Annotated in this window: 15 protein-coding genes; 13 read left to right on the forward strand and 2 right to left on the reverse strand. The window is 46.6% G+C overall.

Going from position 1 to position 19,165, the window contains the following annotated elements; genetic code table 11:
• Positions 1–404 precede the first annotated feature (404 nt).
• Positions 405–1,256: a DUF4198 domain-containing protein gene (locus BQ5809_RS08410; protein ID WP_003786096.1), complete on the forward strand. Its 852-nt coding sequence runs from the start codon at positions 405–407 to the stop codon at positions 1,254–1,256.
• Positions 1,257–1,353: 97 nt separating this feature from the next.
• Here the strand turns inward: BQ5809_RS08410 and BQ5809_RS08415 are convergent, their stop codons facing one another.
• Positions 1,354–2,694, reverse strand: a complete 1,341-nt coding sequence (locus BQ5809_RS08415; RefSeq protein ID WP_003786095.1) for an NCS2 family permease — start codon at positions 2,692–2,694, stop codon at positions 1,354–1,356.
• A 220-nt stretch (positions 2,695–2,914) separates the two neighbouring features.
• On the opposite strand from BQ5809_RS08415, the gene BQ5809_RS08420 reads away from it, so the two are divergent.
• From BQ5809_RS08420 to BQ5809_RS08445, 6 genes are all read left to right on the forward strand, one after another.
• Entirely contained in the window at positions 2,915–3,580 is a 666-nt protein-coding gene (locus BQ5809_RS08420; RefSeq protein WP_003786092.1) for a sulfite exporter TauE/SafE family protein, read from the forward strand.
• A 48-nt stretch (positions 3,581–3,628) separates the two neighbouring features.
• On the forward strand, positions 3,629–6,280 hold the full coding sequence (gene pepN / locus BQ5809_RS08425; protein ID WP_003786091.1) for an aminopeptidase N: 2,652 nt from the start codon (positions 3,629–3,631) through the stop codon (positions 6,278–6,280).
• A 113-nt stretch (positions 6,281–6,393) separates the two neighbouring features.
• On the forward strand, positions 6,394–8,307 hold the full coding sequence (locus BQ5809_RS08430; protein ID WP_003786090.1) for an ATP-binding cassette domain-containing protein: 1,914 nt from the start codon (positions 6,394–6,396) through the stop codon (positions 8,305–8,307).
• Positions 8,307–9,308, forward strand: a complete 1,002-nt coding sequence (locus tag BQ5809_RS08435; protein ID WP_003786089.1) for a DNA adenine methylase — start codon at positions 8,307–8,309, stop codon at positions 9,306–9,308. The genes BQ5809_RS08430 and BQ5809_RS08435 overlap by 1 nt, the downstream gene beginning before the upstream one ends.
• Positions 9,309–10,217 carry a DNA adenine methylase gene (locus BQ5809_RS08440; RefSeq protein ID WP_003786088.1) on the forward strand — a complete coding sequence of 303 codons (909 nt, stop codon included), beginning with the start codon at positions 9,309–9,311 and terminating at the stop codon, positions 10,215–10,217.
• On the forward strand, positions 10,210–11,784 hold the full coding sequence (locus BQ5809_RS08445) for an AlwI family type II restriction endonuclease (protein WP_003786087.1): 1,575 nt from the start codon (positions 10,210–10,212) through the stop codon (positions 11,782–11,784). Before BQ5809_RS08440 ends, BQ5809_RS08445 begins: the two co-directional genes overlap by 8 nt.
• Positions 11,785–11,948: 164 nt before the next feature.
• Here BQ5809_RS08445 and BQ5809_RS08450 read toward each other — a convergent pair whose 3' ends face one another.
• Positions 11,949–12,332 (reverse strand): MFS transporter, encoded by a 384-nt coding sequence (locus BQ5809_RS08450; RefSeq protein WP_003786086.1) that lies wholly within the window; start codon positions 12,330–12,332, stop codon positions 11,949–11,951.
• 105 nt (positions 12,333–12,437) lie between these two features.
• Between BQ5809_RS08450 and BQ5809_RS08455 the strand changes: the two genes are divergently transcribed.
• The 6 genes from BQ5809_RS08455 to glmM all read left to right on the forward strand — a co-directional run bounded on the left by BQ5809_RS08455 (position 12,438) and on the right by glmM (position 19,160).
• Positions 12,438–13,904 carry a DegQ family serine endoprotease gene (locus BQ5809_RS08455; protein ID WP_003786085.1) on the forward strand — a complete coding sequence of 489 codons (1,467 nt, stop codon included), beginning with the start codon at positions 12,438–12,440 and terminating at the stop codon, positions 13,902–13,904.
• A gap of 97 nt (positions 13,905–14,001) precedes the next feature.
• On the forward strand, positions 14,002–15,168 hold the full coding sequence (locus BQ5809_RS08460; protein ID WP_003786083.1) for an NnrS family protein: 1,167 nt from the start codon (positions 14,002–14,004) through the stop codon (positions 15,166–15,168).
• 164 nt (positions 15,169–15,332) lie between these two features.
• On the forward strand, positions 15,333–15,869 hold the full coding sequence (locus BQ5809_RS08465; RefSeq protein WP_003786081.1) for a DUF456 domain-containing protein: 537 nt from the start codon (positions 15,333–15,335) through the stop codon (positions 15,867–15,869).
• A gap of 1 nt (position 15,870) precedes the next feature.
• Entirely contained in the window at positions 15,871–16,272 is a 402-nt protein-coding gene (locus BQ5809_RS08470) for a hypothetical protein (protein ID WP_032827639.1), read from the forward strand.
• Positions 16,273–16,367: 95 nt separating this feature from the next.
• Positions 16,368–17,693, forward strand: coding sequence for a thymidine phosphorylase (gene deoA / locus BQ5809_RS08475; protein ID WP_003786076.1), 1,326 nt, complete (start codon positions 16,368–16,370; stop codon positions 17,691–17,693).
• A gap of 135 nt (positions 17,694–17,828) precedes the next feature.
• A complete protein-coding gene (glmM, locus tag BQ5809_RS08480) occupies positions 17,829–19,160 on the forward strand; it encodes a phosphoglucosamine mutase (protein ID WP_003786074.1) in 1,332 nt (443 codons plus the stop codon).
• The last annotated feature ends 5 nt before the right edge of the window (positions 19,161–19,165 follow it).

Raw genomic sequence — 19,165 nt, forward strand, 5'->3', positions numbered from 1 at the left:
ATGGCTTTTGCGTAGGTCGTCGGTCTTGACCTCGACTTGTGCGAATATTCTGATGTCGGGGTAAGACTCGCGACCTACGTTAAACCGAAAAAAGCAGCCTGCACTTTTTGTTTACCCAAAGCGCAGGCTGCTTTTATAGTGGATTAAATTTAGATTAGGACAAGGCGACAATGACCGCCATGTACAGCTAGTACATAAGGGAGTTGGCAACGCTGTACTAATCTAAATTTAATTCACTATAACATAGATTAAGTCGCGCCCCAACATAAACTTGCGTATTTAAACGGCTAAATGGCTTATTGGGTCATACCAATCTCACATAACAAATTTTGACATACGTCAAGATATAGCGCATATATAGTAAATATAATGCACATTTAATCTGCAACAATAAGAGTAATAGTATGAAACAACATATTTATGCAGCCTGCACTTTGGCGATTTTGTCAGCAATGGCGAACGCGCACGATGTTTGGGTTATCAGCCCCACACATTTGGACGCAAACCAAACATTGCAAGCCGATTTGGGATATAGCCACAATTATCCATTCCCCGAAAAAATCGCTGCAAACCGCTTGCATATTTTCAAACCGATGGAAGTGGTATCGGCAAACGGTCAAGTAACGCCTTTGGTGGTGCGTGGCGAAAATTATGAATACGCCAGCAAAAAGCCTTTGACTGCTAGCACTTATCGTGTGGTGGCGACTTATAAACCGACATTTTGGGTAAAAGATGCACAAGGCAAGTGGTCGCAAAATAATTTGACTGCCGTACCAGATGCACAACATTGTGAAGAAACGCAAATGTTTGGCAAGAGCGTATTGCACGTTGGCAAGGGCGAATTGGATTTAGCAACAATTAGCCGTCCTGTGGGGCAGGCATTGGAAATTGTGCCGTTAGCTAATCCGAATACAGTAGAAGCAGGGCATCTGCTACCATTGCAAGTGTTGCACAATGGCAAACCGCTTGCTGGTGCAACCATTACGGCTACGGCAGACACGGTTATCCGCAAAGATTTGGAAGCGATGAACGCGCATCGTGAAATCAATGGTTTCTCGGTCGTAACCGATAAAAACGGCAGAGCGAATTTCTTGCCGTTAATTGAGGGACAATGGAAAGTGAAAGTGGTACACAAAACGCCTTATGCCGACCAAAAAGTGTGTCAGCATTCTATTTTGTACGCAACTTTGACTGTTCCCGTGGGCGATGAGCGTGTATCGGACGATGCACACAAGCATCATCACCATCATCATTAAATAAACAGTGCGTGGGTCGCACCTAACCTACGTTAAACTGAAAAAAGCAGCCTGCACTTTATTGGATTGATTTAAAGTGCAGGCTGCTTTTTATACTTTACGACCCCAAAAACCAAAATTTACCCAACCAACAAACCGCCACAATCCACACCATAATTGGCACTTCTTGGGCACGTTTGCAGCACAATTTAATGATTGCGTAGCTGATAAAACCCAGCGCGATGCCGTCTGCAATGGAATAGGTAAACGGCATAAACGCAATCGTCATAAAGGCAGGCGCGGCTTCGGTGATGTCGCCCCAATCAATTTCAGTGGCAGAGCGCATCATTTGTACGCCAATGTACAACAAAGCAGGCGCAGTCGCGAAGGCTGGCACGGCTTTGGCAAGTGGCGAAAACCACAAACACGCCAGCAACAACACGCCCACCGTAACGGCGGTTAAACCTGTTCTGCCGCCTGCTGCCACGCCTGACGCGCTTTCAATATAGGGCGTAGTTGATGATGTACCGAGCATTGAACCTGCCACAATCGCGCTGCTGTCGGCAAACAAGGCGCGTTTGAGTCGCGGTAAATGTCCGTTGCTGTCCAACAAACCTGCGCGGTGCGATACGCCGACCAATGTGCCTGTGCTGTCAAACAAGTCCACCAAGAAAAATACGAAAATTACGGCAATCATGCCACCATTGAACAATCCGTTGAAATCCATTTGCATGAACGTGGGCGCGAGCGATGGCACGGCAGACACAATACCTTCAATTTTGGTTAAACCAAACACGACTGCTAAACCTGTAATCGTAAAAATGCTGATGATGATTGCGCCACGCACGCGGAAATAATCCAGCGCAATGGTCAAAAAGAAGCCGCCCAATGCCAATAACACAGGCAAATTCGGCGTTTTAACTCCGTCTTTGATTTCATACAAATTGTTCATTTTGAGCAAAGTGGCTTCGCTGCCCACGACAATGCCCGAGCCTTTGAGCGCAATCAACGCCAAAAATAAGCCAATGCCTGCCGCAATCGCCATTTTCAGGCTCATGGGCAAGGCATTGACCAGCATTTCGCGTATTTTGAAAAAGCTGAACACAAAAAAGATTATGCCCGACATAAACACCGCAGCCAGCGCGATTTGCCAGTTCACACCCATACCCTGCACCACGCTAAACGTAAAATAAGCGTTCAAGCCCATACCTGGGGCGAGCGCAATCGGATAATTGGCAAACGCACCCATGATGAAACAGCCAATCGCAGCAGAAATACAAGTCGCCACAAACACCGCACCAAAGTCCATGCCTGTGATAGACAAAATGGCAGGATTGACGATGATGATGTAACACATCGTTAAAAAAGTGGTGAAACCAGCCAAAATTTCGGTGCGAACCGTTGTGCCGTTTTCTTTGAGTTTGAACCAGCGTTCCAAGAATGAATTTTGTGTCGTCATGATAAGAAAAGTGAAGTTTGGTTAAAAAACGGCGCGATTATACGCGATTTACAAAGTGCAGGCTGCTTTCTAGTGAATTATCTTCAAACTGGTACTACGTTGCCACCGCTCTTATGTACCACGCGCGTACACGGCGAGCGTTGTCGCCTTGTTCTAATTTGAATCTAATTCACTATAAAAAACGTGTAAAATCGCACTTTTTTCGCCAAACATCGCAACCATGTCCACCACTTTATTAACATTATTCCTACTCGGCTTTTTTGGCGGCACACATTGCGTGGGCATGTGCGGCGGATTGAGCAGCGCGTTTGCCTTGCAACTGCCGCCACACATCAAGCGTATTTGGCTGATTTTGTTGCTGAATATCGGGCGCATTGCCAGCTACGTTACCATTGGTGCACTCATGGGCGCGTTGTCGGGCGCAGGCAGCGTGTTGGCGCAAACCAGCAGCCTGCAAATCGGCTTGTTTGTGTGCGCCAATGTATTATTGTTGCTGATGGGATTGTATTTGGCAGGCATTTCCACGCTTGCCAGCAAAACCGAATTTTTAGGGCGTTGGATTTGGCGCAAAATGCAGCCTGCACTCAACCGATTATTGCCGATTCGCAGCATGAGCGCGTGTTTAGGCGTGGGCGCATTGTGGGGTTGGCTGCCGTGTGGTTTGGTTTACAACGCCGCGCTGTATGCTCTATCCAGCGGCTCGGCTTCGCAAGGTGCGCTGTATTTGTTGGCATTTGGACTTGGCACGCTGCCCAATTTGCTGGCAATGGGCTTTTTTGCGATTCAATTACAAAGTATTTTGCAAAACAAAACGATACGCCTAATCACAGGTTTATTGATTAGCGCGTGGGCGGTTTATCAAATCGCGCTGTTGGTTTTTAAATAAGACAAAAGCAGCCTGCACTTTTTATCATCACTTCAACAAGGAAAAATCATGTCTCAAACCGTGAAATATCTCAACGATTACACCTCACCCAATCATCTCGTACCGAAAATTCATCTATTATTTGACGTGAGCGAAACCCACGCGCACATTACCGCGCAACTACATGTTGAGCCACAAAATGAAATCAACACTTTTATTTTAAAAGGCAAAGCGAAGTTAATTTCTATCGCCTTAAACGGCAATACGCTGCCTGAAAGCGCGTATAGTTACGACAAAGAAAGTGAAACTTTAACGCTGCCTGAAATGCCAGCCGAGCCATTTATTTTGACGATTGAAACGGAACTCAATCCAGCCGAAAACAAATCATTCAACGGACTGTACGCGAGCGGCGGCAATCTCTACACCCAATGCGAACCCGAAGGCTTCCGCACCATTACCTACCACCCCGACCGCCCCGACGTAATGGGCGAATTTACCACCGAAATCCGCGCCAATGAAAAACAATTCCCCGTACTGCTGTCCAACGGCAACAAAGTGAATTCAGGCAGCCTGAAAGACGGCAGACATTTCGCCGTGTGGCACGACCCATTTGCCAAACCGAGCTATTTATTCGCGTTGGTGGCTGGTGATTTGGCTTGCACACGCGACACGTTCACGACCCGAAGCGGACGCGATGTGGCGATTGAATTTTACACACGCCAAGAAGATGCGGATAAAGTCGCGTTTGCCGTAGAATCATTAAAAAATTCAATGAAATGGGACGAAGAGCGTTTCGGCTTGGAATACGATTTGGATATTTACATGGTTGTCGCGGTGGGCGATTTCAACATGGGTGCAATGGAAAACAAAGGCTTAAATATTTTCAATACAAAATATGTACTTGCCGACAGCCACACCGCCACAGACGCGGATTTTGAAGGCGTGGAAGGCGTGATTGGACACGAATATTTCCACAACTGGACAGGCAACCGCGTAACCTGCCGCGACTGGTTTCAGTTGTCGCTCAAAGAAGGCTTGACCGTGTTCCGCGACCAAGAATTTTCAGGCGACCGAGCCAGCCGAGCAGTACGAAGAATTGAAAATGTAAACATGTTACGCACACATCAATTCGCCGAAGATGCCAGCCCCATGGCACACCCCGTTCGCCCTGCCAGCTATGTGGAAATGAACAATTTTTACACCGTAACCGTGTACGAAAAAGGCGCGGAAGTCGTGCGAATGTACCACACATTCTTAGGCGAAGACGGCTTCCAAAAGGGCATGAAATTGTATTTTGAACGCCACGATGGGCAAGCTGTAACTTGCGATGATTTCCGCAACGCCATGGCGGACGCGAATGGCGTGGATTTCAGCCAATTTGCCTTGTGGTATTCGCAAGCAGGTACGCCGACTTTGAATATTTCAGGCAGCCTGAAAAATGGCGAATACGTTTTGAACGTGAAACAAAGCATTCCAGCCACGCCCGATATGGCGGAAAAACAGCCGATGATGATGCCTTTGTCTATCGCGTTTTTGAATGAAAAAGGCGAGAAAATCGCTTTCAGGCAGCCTGAAAATGTGGAAATGCAAACCGAAACCGTTTTGACGATTAACCAAGCCGAGCAATCATTTAAATTTTTGATGTCAGCCAATTCGGTTACGCCGTCTTTATTGCGTGGTTTTTCCGCGCCTGTGCATTTGAATTTTGATTATACAGATGAACAACTTGCGCTGCTGTTGGCGAATGATGACGACCCATTTGCGCGTTGGGAAGCAGGGCAAACGCTGTACCGCCGAGCGATTTTGGCGAATGAACACGCCTTGGCAAATGGCGACAACATGCCCGAACACGGCAAATTGATTGATGCATTGCGAAACGTGTTGAACGCGGAAATTGACCCTGCATTCAAAGCATTGCTGCTGAAAATCCCGACTGAAGCCGAGTTATGGGGCGACCGCGAAAACATCAACCCTGTGTTAATCGCGATGTCGCGTGAAGCCTTGTTGGACAACATCGCCCACGCCTTGCATGGCGAATTGTTGGCTAATGCGTTGAATGCGCGTGAATTGGAAAACGCCGATAAACGCGGCAAGGAAATCGCGGTTTATGAATACAATCCGAAAGACGCGGGATTGCGTTCGCTGCAATACGCGTGTTTCGCCTTGATTCATCGCTTTGACGAAAACGGCACGATTGAGCAAGTCTTTGAACATTATGACGAAATGGCGCGTAAAAACATGACGCATGAATGGGGCGTGTTATCCGCGATTAACCACAACAACAGCCCGAAACGCGATGAATTGCTCAATCGTTTTGCGGCGAAATTTGCCGACCAAGCCCTTGTTATGGATAAATATTTTATGCTGATTGCCAGCAGTCGCCGTGCGGACACGTTGGCGCAAGTGCAGGCTGCTTTGTCGCACCCACAATTTTCGCTGACCAATCCGAATAAGGTTCGCTCGCTGATTGGCGTGTTTGCTAGAAACGTGCCGCATTTTCACGCAGCAGACGGTTCTGGTTATGCGTTTGTGGCAGAAAAAATCTGTGAAATCAATGCGTTTAATCCGCAAGTGGCGGCTGGTTTGGCACGGACGTTTAATCTGATGAAACGCATTGAACCACAACGCCAAGCCTTGATGCGTGGGGAATTGGAAAAATTGGCGGCATTGGATACTTTATCCAAAGATGTGCGTGAGATTGTAGAGAAAATCTTGGCGTAATCTGTTAAATAACAAAGCAGCCTGCACTTTAAATCAAGCAAAAGTGCAGGCTGCTTTGCGTAGCGAACGTGCTAAAATACCGCCATTTTTGAATTATCCACGAGTAACACAACATGACCATTCTTGCCGTAGAAAACGCATCATTCGCAGTCGGACACGTTCCGCTTTTAGACAAAACCAGTTTCCAACTCAATCAAGGCGAAAAAATCGGCTTAATCGGGCGAAACGGCGCAGGGAAATCTTCGTTTTTGAAAATTTTGGCTGGTGTGCAGAAATTAGATGACGGTCAAATCATCGTGCAAAACGGCATGAAAATTGTCTATGTGCCGCAAGAAAGCGTGTTTGACGACCAAGCGAGCGTGTTTGATGTCGTGTCGCAAGGTTTGGGCGATTTGCGCGATGTGTTGCGCCGTTATCATCAGGTTAGCCACGCGCTAGAAACGCAGCATTCTGATGATTTAATTCGCCAACTCAATGAGTTACAAAATGAAATTGAATCGCAAGACGGCTGGCAGTTTGACGCGGCAATCCGCCAAACGATTAGCGAATTGGGGCTGCCTGAAAATGAATTGATTGGCAACTTGTCGGGTGGTCAGAAAAAACGGGTTGCGTTGGCTCAAGCGTGGGTGCAAAAACCCGATATTTTGTTGCTGGACGAACCGACTAACCATTTGGATATTAACGCGATTATTTGGCTGGAAAATTTGTTGCAAGCGTTTTCAGGCAGCATGGTGGTGATTACGCACGACCGCCGTTTTTTGGACAACATCGCCAATCGGATTGTGGAATTGGATAGGGGCGTGTTGCGTTCGTACGAGGGCAGTTTCAGCAAATACAGCGAGAAAAAGGCGCAGGAATTGGCGGTTGAGGCGGAACACAATCGCCTGTTTGACAAATTTCACGCGCAGGAAGAAGTGTGGATTCGCAAAGGCATTGAGGCGCGAAGAACGCGCAACGAGGGGCGTGTGCGCCGTTTGGAAGAGTTGCGCCGCCAACGCGCCACTCGCCGCGAACAGCAGGGGCAAGTCAATTTCAAACTGGATACTGGCGAAAAAAGCGGCAAAATCATTGCGGAATTGGAACACGCGAGTTTTGCCTATGGCGACCACGTGATTATGGATAAATTTTCCACGATTATTCAGCGCGGCGACAAAATCGGTTTGATTGGCGCGAATGGTATTGGTAAGACCACGTTTTTAAAGCTGATTTTGGGTGAATTGCAACCGACTTACGGCAAAATCCGTTTGGGCAGCAAGCAGGAAGTAGCGTATTTTGACCAATTCCGCAGCCAGTTGAACGAAAACGACACGGTTTTTTACACGTTGGGGCAAGGCAATGATTTCGTGGAAGTCGACGGCAAGAAAAAACACGTGATGTCGTATTTGGAAGATTTCCTGTTTCACCCAGCGCGAGCGCAATCGCCTGTTTCTTCGTTGTCGGGCGGAGAGCGTAACCGTTTGTTATTAGCGAAATTATTTACGCGCCCTGCCAATATTTTGGTGTTGGATGAGCCGACCAATGATTTGGATATTGACACGCAGGAATTGTTGGAAGAATTGTTGCGCGATTATGCTGGCACGGTGTTTTTGGTGTCGCATGACCGTATGTTTTTGGATAATGTGATTACGCAAAGTATTGTTTTTGAAGGTAATGGCAGCCTGAAAGAATATATTGGCGGTTATCAAGATTATTTGGACGCGAAATCACGCGAAGAGAAGTTTCAGGCAGCCAACGCGCCGAAAACCGCTACGCCCGAAGAACCTGCAAAAGAGAAACCGAAAGCCAATCGCACGGTTAAATTGTCGTACAAAGAGCAGCGAGAATTGGACGCGCTGCCTGATGAAATCGCGGCTTTGGAAGCGGAGCAGGCGGATTTGAACGCGCAATTATCTGACCCTGAAATTTTCAAGGATTATGAAAAAGCAGGCAGCCTGCAAAGTCGGGCGGAAGAGATTGAGATGCTTTTGCTGGAAAAATTGGAAAGATGGGAGATTTTGGAAGCGAAGCAGAGTGGGGCTAATTTATAATGCCGTATTTGCTAGAAAACCGCCGCTACATCGGCAATAAAACCAAGCTCACGCAATGGATTAAGCAACTGATTTTATTGCACACGCACAGCAACGGCACATTTTTTGATGTATTCGCAGGAACAGGCAGCGTAGCCAATGCGCTGTCTAGTCATTTTCAGCGCGTGTTAGTGAATGATGTGTTACACGCCAATCGCGTGATTTATCAGGCGTTTTGGGGCGTGGGCGATGTTGATGAAGCCAAAATTCAACACATCGCGAAAACCATTCAATCATGGCAACCCAATGATTTACCAAATAATTATTTTTCGGATAATTTTGGCGGTAAATTTTTCAGCGAACCTGTTGCCAAACAAATTGGTTTTGCGCGTGAATATTTGGGCAGCCTGAATTTAACGTCAAAAGAACACAGCATTTTACTGGCTTCGCTGATTTACAGCGCGGACAAAATTGCCAATACAGTCGGACATTTTGATGCGTACATCAAAAAAGAGATTGCACCCAAGCCGTTGCCATTTGATTTGGTTAATTGGTCAATTCAGGAAAAATTTGAAATTTTTCAGCAAGATGCTAATCAACTCGTGCGCCAACAATCCGCCGATGTGGTGTATTTAGACCCCCCATACAATTCGCGCCAATACAGCCGTTTTTATCATGTTTACGAAACATTGGTTAAATGGGACAAGCCCACGTTGTCGGGTGTGGCGATGAAACCCCCTCCCGAAAACATGAGCGATTATTGTCGCAGCAACGCGCCAACCGTGTTTGCCGATTTGGTTGCCCATATTCAGGCAAAATATATTGTTGTTTCGTATAACAATACTTATTTTTCCAAAAGCAATTCTTCACGCAATAAAATTGAATTGCAACAAATCGCGGATACGCTTAATTGTCGTGGTCAAACGCAAACATTTACCCAAGAACATCGCGCATTCAATACAGGCAAAACGGAATTTAACAATCATCAAGAATTGCTATTTATTACCAAAGTTACTGATTAAATGAGTCAATTTAAACGCTCGCCCTTATTTTATGTGGGCGACAAATACAAATTATTAAATGAAATCGCCCCAAAATTTCCGCAAAATATTCAGCGTTGGATTGAGCCGTTTGTTGGGGGCGGTTCGGTTTTTTTGAATGTTCAGGCGCAATCGTATTGCTTGAATGACATCAATTCTTGGGTTATTCAACTGCATCAATTTTTGTGTCAGCAAAGCGAAAACAGCGAAGCTTTTTTTCAAGAAGCCTTTGATTTAATTCAACAATATGGTTTATCGTGTACTTATTTGAAAAACGATATTCCCGATGAATTGAAACGGCTGCACAAAAAAACCTATATTGCGCGTTACAACAAAATTGCGTTTGAAAAATTGCGCGATGATTTCAATCGTGACCAAACGGATTTGTTGCGGTTTTATGTTTTGCTGATTTACGGATTTAATCGCATGATACGGTTTAATCAGTCGGGCAATTACAATTTGCCTGTGGGAAATGTGGATTGGAATAAAAACGTGGTGCAAGCCTTGCAGAATTATTTTCTGTTTTCAGACAGCCTGAAAAATCAGATTGCGTGGCACAATCAAGATTACGAGCAATTTATTGAAACGGTGCAGCCTAATTCACGCGATTTTATTTATTTAGACCCTCCTTATTTGATTACATTCAGTGAATACAATAAGTTATGGCAATTAGATGATGAACGACGTTTGTTGAATTTGCTTGATGATTTGAACCGTCAGAATATTCGTTTTGCAATTTCCAACGTAACGCATTACAAAGGGCGCGTGAATACGCTGTTTGAAACATGGGCGCAGCAATACCACACGCACCGCATTAACAGCAATTACATCAGCTATCACGACAACAGCAACAAAGAATTTACTGAAATTTTGGTGTGCAATTATGACTAAATCTACACAAAAAACGCCACGCGCCAAACGCGAAGCCGAATACAAACAAATGGCATTTGAAACCGCCATTCGCAATCCCGAACGCTACAAAAGCATTTTGCAAGCGGTTGCGCCGTTTAAAAATCAAGTGTTGAATGATGATGTTTTGTTGAATATTGTTAGTTCATTGTATTTACAGGGAATTGTAAAAAGTAATAAAGTGCCGATTGATGAAAACAGCACGATTGACAGCATTAAAGACCAAGTGAAACGAGCCAACGCAAGCCGAAACAGCGATGGTGGTTTTCCGAAAGGTTACGCAGCGCGTTTTTGGACGTATATGCGAACGCTGTCTGAATTGGGTTTTGTGTTGGCGCAATATGGGCAGCCGTTTCAATTTTCTGCGATTGCCAATAAATTGGTTGCTGATGAAATCAGCGAGCACGTGGCGTTTGCGGTGCAAGCGATGAAATACAATCGCCGTTCGCCTTATCGCAATGTAAAAAATGATTTCAACTTTTTCCGTTTTATTATCAATGTATTGAAAGAGAAATCTCATTTATCGTATCCGCAATTTATTATGTCGCTGTTTAGTCGTAATGGCGATGTGGCAGCATTTTGTCAATTAATTGATAAACATTCGCTGACTTTGGATAATGTGGCGGAATTTGTGCACGATAAATTTGGTTCAACTTTGAAAGAGCAAACGATTACGCACGATTATCCTGATGTGGTGTTGCGCGTGTTGATTTTGACGGGTTTTGTGTCGGTTACTTATCAAGGCGTAACGATGATTGAATTGAATCAAGATAACCGCCAAATGATAGATAATTTGCTAAATGTCAAAATAGAGTTGAGCGAAGAAGAGAAAGAAAATCCGCAGTTGCATTTTCAAAAATTGGAACAATTAACCGATGAATTATTGAAAATCGCAGCCGATACACCTAATCGGGTTACGGAATTTAATCAAAAAGCACAAAAGCTGCTTGAAAATATGGAATTAAATTTGACAGAAACGCAAATTATCCAAGAACTCAACCGCTTGGCACAAGGTAAAAATAGAAGTAAAAGTACTTTGCCTAGTTTGCATTATGTTGCTGAACCTTTGTTGTTGGAATTTTTATTAAGTTTGCTGCTGGTGTTGAAATATCAAAATCAATTTTGTATTCAACCGAATTTTGTCGCTGACCACAATGGCTTGCCAATTTCTCACGCCCCTGCGCGAAAAGGCGATATTGAATTGTTTTCCAATGATATTTATTGGTTGATTGAAGCCACGCTGATTAAAAATAAAACACAGCAAATGAACGCGGAAACAACTTCGGTTATTCGCCATTTCAATGAAGCGTTGGCGGATTATCAGGCGCATTATTTGTCGTTTGTTGCGCCATTGGTTCATGCGGATACACGCGAATTTTATCGGGTGCAGATTTTGTTGAGTAAACTCAATTCCGCTCAAGCCAATATTTATTTGAAATCGTATGCGATTGATGAATTTGTTGGTGTTACGCTGGCAGGAGAAAATTTGCAGGATATGCGTGAACATACGCAGGATTTGGTGCAGCAGATTAAGAAAGTGTTTTGTTGATTGTTTCAGGCTGCCTAAAAATAAATGTGACGTGTAAGCCAGTTCTAATAAAAATAAAGATTTAGAAACAAAAAGTCGTTTTTAAGTCATTATCCCAAATGTGCAGGCTGCTTTTCATCGGAAAACACCGTCAAAAAGCAGCCTGCACTTTATTGTGATTATATTTATACCTGATTGTCGCTATTCTGCGGTTTAAGCAACGAAATACCCACTACGGCAAACAGCAAAACAATCGCTGCGCCAAAATACAGTTGATTTTTTTGCCAGCCTTCGTCCAACAATGTGCCGACCAACCAAGGCGAAATAATCGAGCCCAATCTGCCCACGCCAATCGCCATGCTCACGCCTGTGCTGCGGAATTCGGTGCGGTATAAAGTGGGGTTGATGGTGTACAAACCTGCAATGCAACCGTTAATCAACGCGCCCAATAAAATCGCCAAAATCAATGCCACAGACAAAATGGCGGTGGCTGGCACAAACACGCAAATGGCTACGGTTGATAAAAGTGTAAATGCCATCAACACATAATCAAAGCAGCCTGCACTCATTTATCACAACGTGCAGGCTGCTTTTTTCCACAAAATGACTTGAATTTTGCCTATGCAGCCTGTATGTTTACAACCTATTTTGCTTTTTATCACTAGGAACACATCATGCATACTTTTCGCTTTTCTACTTTGCTGACTTTGTCGGTAGTTTTGGCTTTGTCGGCGTGTCAAAAAAATAACGATAGCGCACGCAAATCGGTGAATTCACAAGCCGCCGCATCACAAGAATTTGTCCGCGAAACCCAAGCCCCGAAACCAGACGGCACAGTCGGTATGCTGTTGCCCGATTTCACACAACTGGTGGCGCGAGAAGGCAGTTCGGTAGTCAATATTCAAGCGGTAAACGATGCCAAAGAATCCGAATTGTCGGCAGAAAGTGACCCGTTTTCAGAATTTTTCAAACGCTTCAACAACCCAGATGACGAATCCAGCAACAACAATGGCAACTTCGGCTCGGGCGTGATTATTAGCGCAGACGGCTACGTTATTACCAACGCGCATGTGATTAAAGGCATGACCGAAATCAAAGTCGCACTCAACGACAAACGCGAATACCCAGCCAAACTCATCGGCTCGGACGAAAAATCCGACATCGCGCTGCTCAAAATTGCAGCCAGCGATTTGCCTGTTGCCAAAATCGGCAGCCCCAGCGAATTGAAATCGGGCGAATGGGTGGCAGCGATTGGCGCACCATTTGGTTTTGACAACAGCGTAACCGCAGGCATTGTGTCGGCAAAAAATCGCACCTTGCCCAACGAAAACTATATGCCGTTTATTCAAACCGATGTAGCGATTAACCCAGGTAACTCGGGCGGGCCATTGTTCAATTTAAAAGGACAAGTGGTGGGCATCAACTCGCAAATTTATAGCCGCAGCGGTGGCTTTATGGGCATTTCGTTTGCTATTCCGATTGATGTGGCGATGAATGTTGTCGAGCAGCTTAAATCAACAGGCAAGGTAGAACGCGGACAACTGGGCGTAGTAATCCAAGAATTGAGCTACGACTTGGCAAAATCGTTTGGTTTGGACAAGCCAGCAGGTGCGTTGGTTGCCAAAGTGTCGCCCAATAGCCCTGCGGAAAAAGCAGGCTTGGAAGTGGGCGATATTATCCGCAGCGTAAACGGCGAAGCGGTGCGTTCGTCCAGCGATTTGCCGATGACGATTAGCACAATTCGTCCTGGCGACGAAGTGAAATTGGGCATTTGTCGCAAAGGCGAAACGCTGGAAATTACGGCGAAATTGGTTAGCCAAAGCGAACAGCAATCCGCCCAAATTGAACCAGAAGAAAGTTATCGCAGCGACCGCGTAACGGCATTTACTTTCCCTGCGGCTGGTTTGACAATTAGCGTTCGCACCAACAATAGCGACGAGCCTGAACTTGTGATTTCGCGTGTACAAGGCATCGCTGCCAAACTGGGTTTGCGTCGTGGCGATGTGATTGTGCGCGTGGGTGAACAAGCGGTACGCAGCCAAGAAGAATTTGATGCTGCCGTGCGCCAAGCAGGTAATCAAATTCCTTTGTTGATTAACCGTTCAGGCGATGCGTTTTTTACTGTGTTGAATGTGGAATAAATAAACAAAGCAGCCTGCATTGATTGTTAAAACAAAGTGCAGGCTGCTTTGATGCGTTAAAATAGTCATCTTAAATAAAACAAAAGGAACTCAAACCATGAACAAACTCCTATCCAGCCAACACCCCGTTTGGGCAATGGCATTTCGTCCACTCTATTTATTGAGTGCATTGTATGGCGCACTATCCGTTTTATTGTGGGGCTTTGGCTACACGGGCACACGCGCCCTACCTTCGTTTTTGTGGCACGCACACGAAATGGTGTGGGGCTACGCAGGCGCAGTGGTCATCGCCTTTTTGCTGACCGCTGGCGCAACGTGGACACAACAACCGCCCGTGCGTGGCAAATTGTTGATGTGGATTGTCGGGCTATGGCTTGCCGCTCGCATCACCGCCTTTTTGCCGTGGGGCGTGCCAACAGGTTTATTGGGCACAGCATTCTTTTGGTTGGGCGCATACGGCATGGGTCATTCGGTATGGGTGAGCCGCAATTCGCGCAACTACATCGCCGTAGTCGCCTTGGTGTTGTTGGGATTAAGCCATTTAATTTTTCATTACTACGCCTACTTGGGTCAAACCGATGCACTGCGTAATGGCTTGATAGCAGGCATCGTGATGATTGCAGGCTTCATCGGCTTGATTGGCAACCGCATTATTCCGTTTTTTACCGCGCGTCGCCTGAACACCGTGCAAGTGCAAACGCCAATGTGGGCGATGCTTGCCGCGCTGGTGTTGCCGATGCTCGCCACCGCATTGATGATGACGCAAACCGCCGTTGCGCTAGGTTCTTGGTTTATTTTGATTGCAGGCTGCATTGGCTGCACCCAAAGCTACCGTTGGTTCAATCGCGCGATTTTGCGTGAACCCTTGTTGTGGACATTGCACGCAGGCTACGCTTTTTCGTCTTTGGGACTGGTGGTGCTGGCGATTGCCGCTGCTGCGCCACAACTGCAAAGTTTGGGGGTACACCTGTTGGCGGTGGGCGGCATTGGCTTGCTAACCGTGAGCATGATGGTACGCACCGCACTTGGACACACCGCGCGTCCGCTCTACCCTGCGCCTGCGCCAATGAATACTGCGTTTTGGTTGATGGTGGCAGCGGCTGGCGTGCGTGCTTTGGCGGCGATTATGTTGTATGTCAATCCAACGGCATACACACACAGCATTCGTTTGTCAGCGGTGTTGTTTGCCGTGTCGCTGCTGCTGTATTTTTACCGCTACTTGCCTTGGCTGACGCAACCGCGTTTGGACGGCAAGGCTGGTTGATAAACAACAAATAGAACGTGCAGGCTGCTTTTTATAGTGAAGTGAAATAAAAATGGGACAAGGCGATAACGCTCGCCGTGTGCAAATAGCACATAAGAGCGTTATCAACACCGTACCATTGCGATTTCACTTCACTATAAGAGTGGGTATGGCGACGATACGCCATGCTCGTGCATCAAAAGCAGCCTGCACATTTAAAAGGACAAGCGATGACCCCTATCTGGATTATCTTGGCGATTGCCCTTTTGTTAGCGGGCGCAGCAGGCACAATCTACCCAGTTTTGCCCAGTTTGCCATTTATGCTGGCAGGCGCGTGGCTGCTGGCGTTTGCTCAACAATACGAAGTGATTAGCTCCACCGTGCTGTGGTTGATTGCCGTGTTGTGCGCGTTGGGCATGGCAATGGATTTTGTCGCAGGCGTGTTAGGCGCGAAATATACAGGCGCGAGTCAAACCGCTTTGTGGGGCGCATTCATTGGCGGACTATCTGGCTTGGTGCTGGGCATTGTCGGCATCATCATCGGGCCACTTTTGGGCGCGGCAATTGGCGAATTTGTGGCGCGGCGCGATATTTTATTGGCAGGCAAAGTCGGTATTGGCACGTTTGTCGGATTTATTATCGGCACGGTCGCCAAAATTGGCGCGGCTTTAACGGTGTTGCTGATTTGCCTTGCAAACTATGTCATTTATTGGACAACATAATATGAAACAAAAAGATTTACACGATTTGGTCAAACAACATATTCCGCAAATTCATTATTTGGAATGCGATACAGACGAGCTAATAGAAGGCGAATGTGCGCTGTGGAACAACGACAACGCTACGGTTGTGATTGAATTTGCCGACAATAGGTGCGATTGCCACAATCTTGCCGATGCGCTGCAAACGGTATCGGCAAAACTGGCTTGGTTAAACGAACACCAAAGCGACATCACGCAGGCAACCCAAACCAATCCAGACACGGCATACATTGCCTACGCTGCTTTTTGGGTGGAAGACAGCGAGCAAGTATTTTGCGATTTTGCCGTTGCGCCCGATTTAGACAGTGAACAAGAAATTGAATGCTCGCTAGAAGAAGATAACACGTTAGTTGTCATGGATTAAATATTCGGTATTTTTTCAAGCAGCCCGCACTCTTTGCGCGATAAATTTTGTTACAATGGAATTCTACTGAACAGTCAGAATATAGGAGAAAGAAAATGGCTTTTTTAATGCAAGAAATTATCCGCAAAAAACGCGATAACCAAATTGTTACCCCAGAAGAAATCAACTTCTACATCAAAGGCGTAACCGATGGCAGCGTAAGCGAAGGACAAATTGCCGCATTTTGCATGGCAGTCTTTTTCAACAAAATGACGATTGACGAACGCGCCGCTTTGACTTTGGCAATGCGCGACAGTGGCGACACGTTGAAATGGCAGCACATGGATTTGGACGCGCCATTGCTGGACAAACACTCAACAGGCGGCGTGGGCGATGTGGTGTCGTTGATGCTTGCGCCCATGTTGGCGGCGTGCGGCGGCTATGTGCCGATGATTGCAGGTCGCGGTTTGGGACACACAGGCGGCACGTTGGATAAATTGGAAAGTATCGCTGGCTTTGATATTTTCCCAACGCCCGACAAAATGCAAAAAATGGTCAAAGAAATTGGCTGCGTGATTGTGGGACAAACAGGCAATTTAGCCCCAGCCGACCGCAAAATCTACGCCACACGCGATGTAACCGCAACGGTAGAAAGCATTGATTTGATTACCGCGTCTATTTTGTCTAAAAAATTGGCGGAAGGCTTGGACAGCTTGGTCATGGACGTGAAAGTGGGTAATGGCGCGTTTATGCCAACTTACGAATTATCACGCGCTTTGGCGCAATCTATCGCGCAAGTGGCAACCGCCGCAGGCTGCCCAACCACAGCCATGCTAACCGACATGAACGAAGTGTTGGCAAGCAGCGCAGGCAACGCGGTAGAAGTGCGCGAAGCCATTCGCTATTTGCGCGGCGATTACCGCAATCCGCGTTTGCATGAAGCAACAATGGCGTTATCGGCAGAATTGCTGGTTAATGGCAAATTAGCGGTGAACCGCGATGAAGCTCGCGCAAAATTGCAAGCGGTTTTGGATAATGGTAAAGCGGCGGAATATTTCAACCGCATGGTGGTGGCGCAAGGCGGTGCAGCCGATATTTGCGATAAATTTGAGCAAATCTTGCCGACTGCGCCTGTTGTGAAACCATTGTTTGCGCCAAAAGAAGGTGTCATTTGTGGTATGAATACGCGCGATATTGGTGTGGCGGTGATTAACTTGGGCGGCGGTCGTCGTGTGGCAAGCGACACGATTGACCACAGCGTTGGTTTTGACAATGTATTGCCGATTGGCGCAAAAGTAGATAGCCAAACGCCGCTGGTTACGATTCACGCGAAAAATGAAAACGATTGGAATGCGGCAGCGCAAGCCTATTTGAATGCGTTGGAAATTGGCGAAACTGCACCAGCCGAGCGTCCAATGGTTTATGAAATTTTGACCGCTTAATTTGGTATCCATAAATAAAGTGCAGGCTGCTTTGTTTGCATCGAAAAGCAGCCTGCACTTTTATTCAACTTTAATAACAAACACCTTATTCAATCAACAAAAACGTTAACAAAACGCAAAAGGGAGCGCAATAAAATGGCAAGAAAATATTTTGGCACAGACGGCATTCGCGGCGAAGTGGGACAATTTCCGATTACCCCCGATTTTGTCATGAAACTGGGTTGCGCTTTTGGACGCGCTTTGGTTCGCAAAGAACAAGAACATCGCCCAACCGTTATCATCGGCAAAGACACGCGCATTTCGGGCTATATGTTGGAAACGGCGTTGGTAGCTGGTTTTACGGCGGCTGGCGTAAACGTGGTACAAACTGGACCATTGCCTACACCAGGCATTGCCTATCTAACTCGCGCCCTGCGTTTGGACGGTGGCGTGATGATTTCCGCTTCACACAACGAGTTTTCCGACAACGGCATCAAATTTTTTGCCGAGGGTGGCGTTAAATTGAGCGATGAAATGGAATTGGCGATTGAAGCCGAGTTGGACAAAGAAATGCACACTTTGCCCTCTATCGAACTGGGACGCGCACGCCGAATCAGTGGCGCAGATGACCGCTATATTGAATTTTGCAAATCCACGTTCCCCAATACCATGAATTTGCGCGGTTTGCGTTTGGTGGTGGACATGGCAAACGGTGCTGGCTACCACACCGCGCCCAAAGTGTTTCACGAACTGGGTGCAGAAGTGATTAGCATTGGTGCAGAGCCTAATGGCTACAACATCAACGACAAAATTGGCGCGACCTATCCCAAAACTTTGCAGGCTGCTGTGTTACAACATGATGCGAATTATGGTATCGCGCTAGACGGCGACGGCGACCGCTTAATGATGGTGGACAAAAATGGCGTGGTGTATGACGGCGACAAACTGATTTACGTTATCGCTAAAGCCCGAGCGCAACAAGGTTTGCCGTTTGGTGGCGTGGTTGGCACGGTGATGAGCAATCTGGCAATGGAAAAAGCCTTAAACGCACGCGGCATTGAATTTGCCCGCGCCAAAGTAGGCGACCGCTATGTGTTAGAACAACTCAAACAGCGCGATTGGTTGATTGGTGGTGAAGCATCGGGGCATATTTTGTGCATGGACAAACACAACACGGGCGACGGCACGATTTCTGCCTTGCAAGTGTTGGCAGCACTCAAAGTATTGGAACAAGATTTAGCCAGCGCAATTGATTGGCAGCCTTATCCGCAAACCATGATTAACGTCCGCATTCCAAAAGACCAAGACTGGGAAAGCGCGTCGCAGGCTGCTTTGGCAGAAGTAGAAGCCGAATTAGGCGAACGCGGTCGTGTCGTACTTCGCGCATCGGGGACAGAACCCGTTGTCCGTGTCATGGTAGAAGCCGATTCCGCACCACTGGCAGAACAAGGCGCAAAACGCATTGCCGATGCCATTGCCGCGGTTTAATGGCA

The organism is Kingella kingae ATCC 23330 (assembly GCF_900111845.1).
GTDB classification, from domain to species: Bacteria; Pseudomonadota; Gammaproteobacteria; order Burkholderiales; family Neisseriaceae; genus Kingella; species Kingella kingae.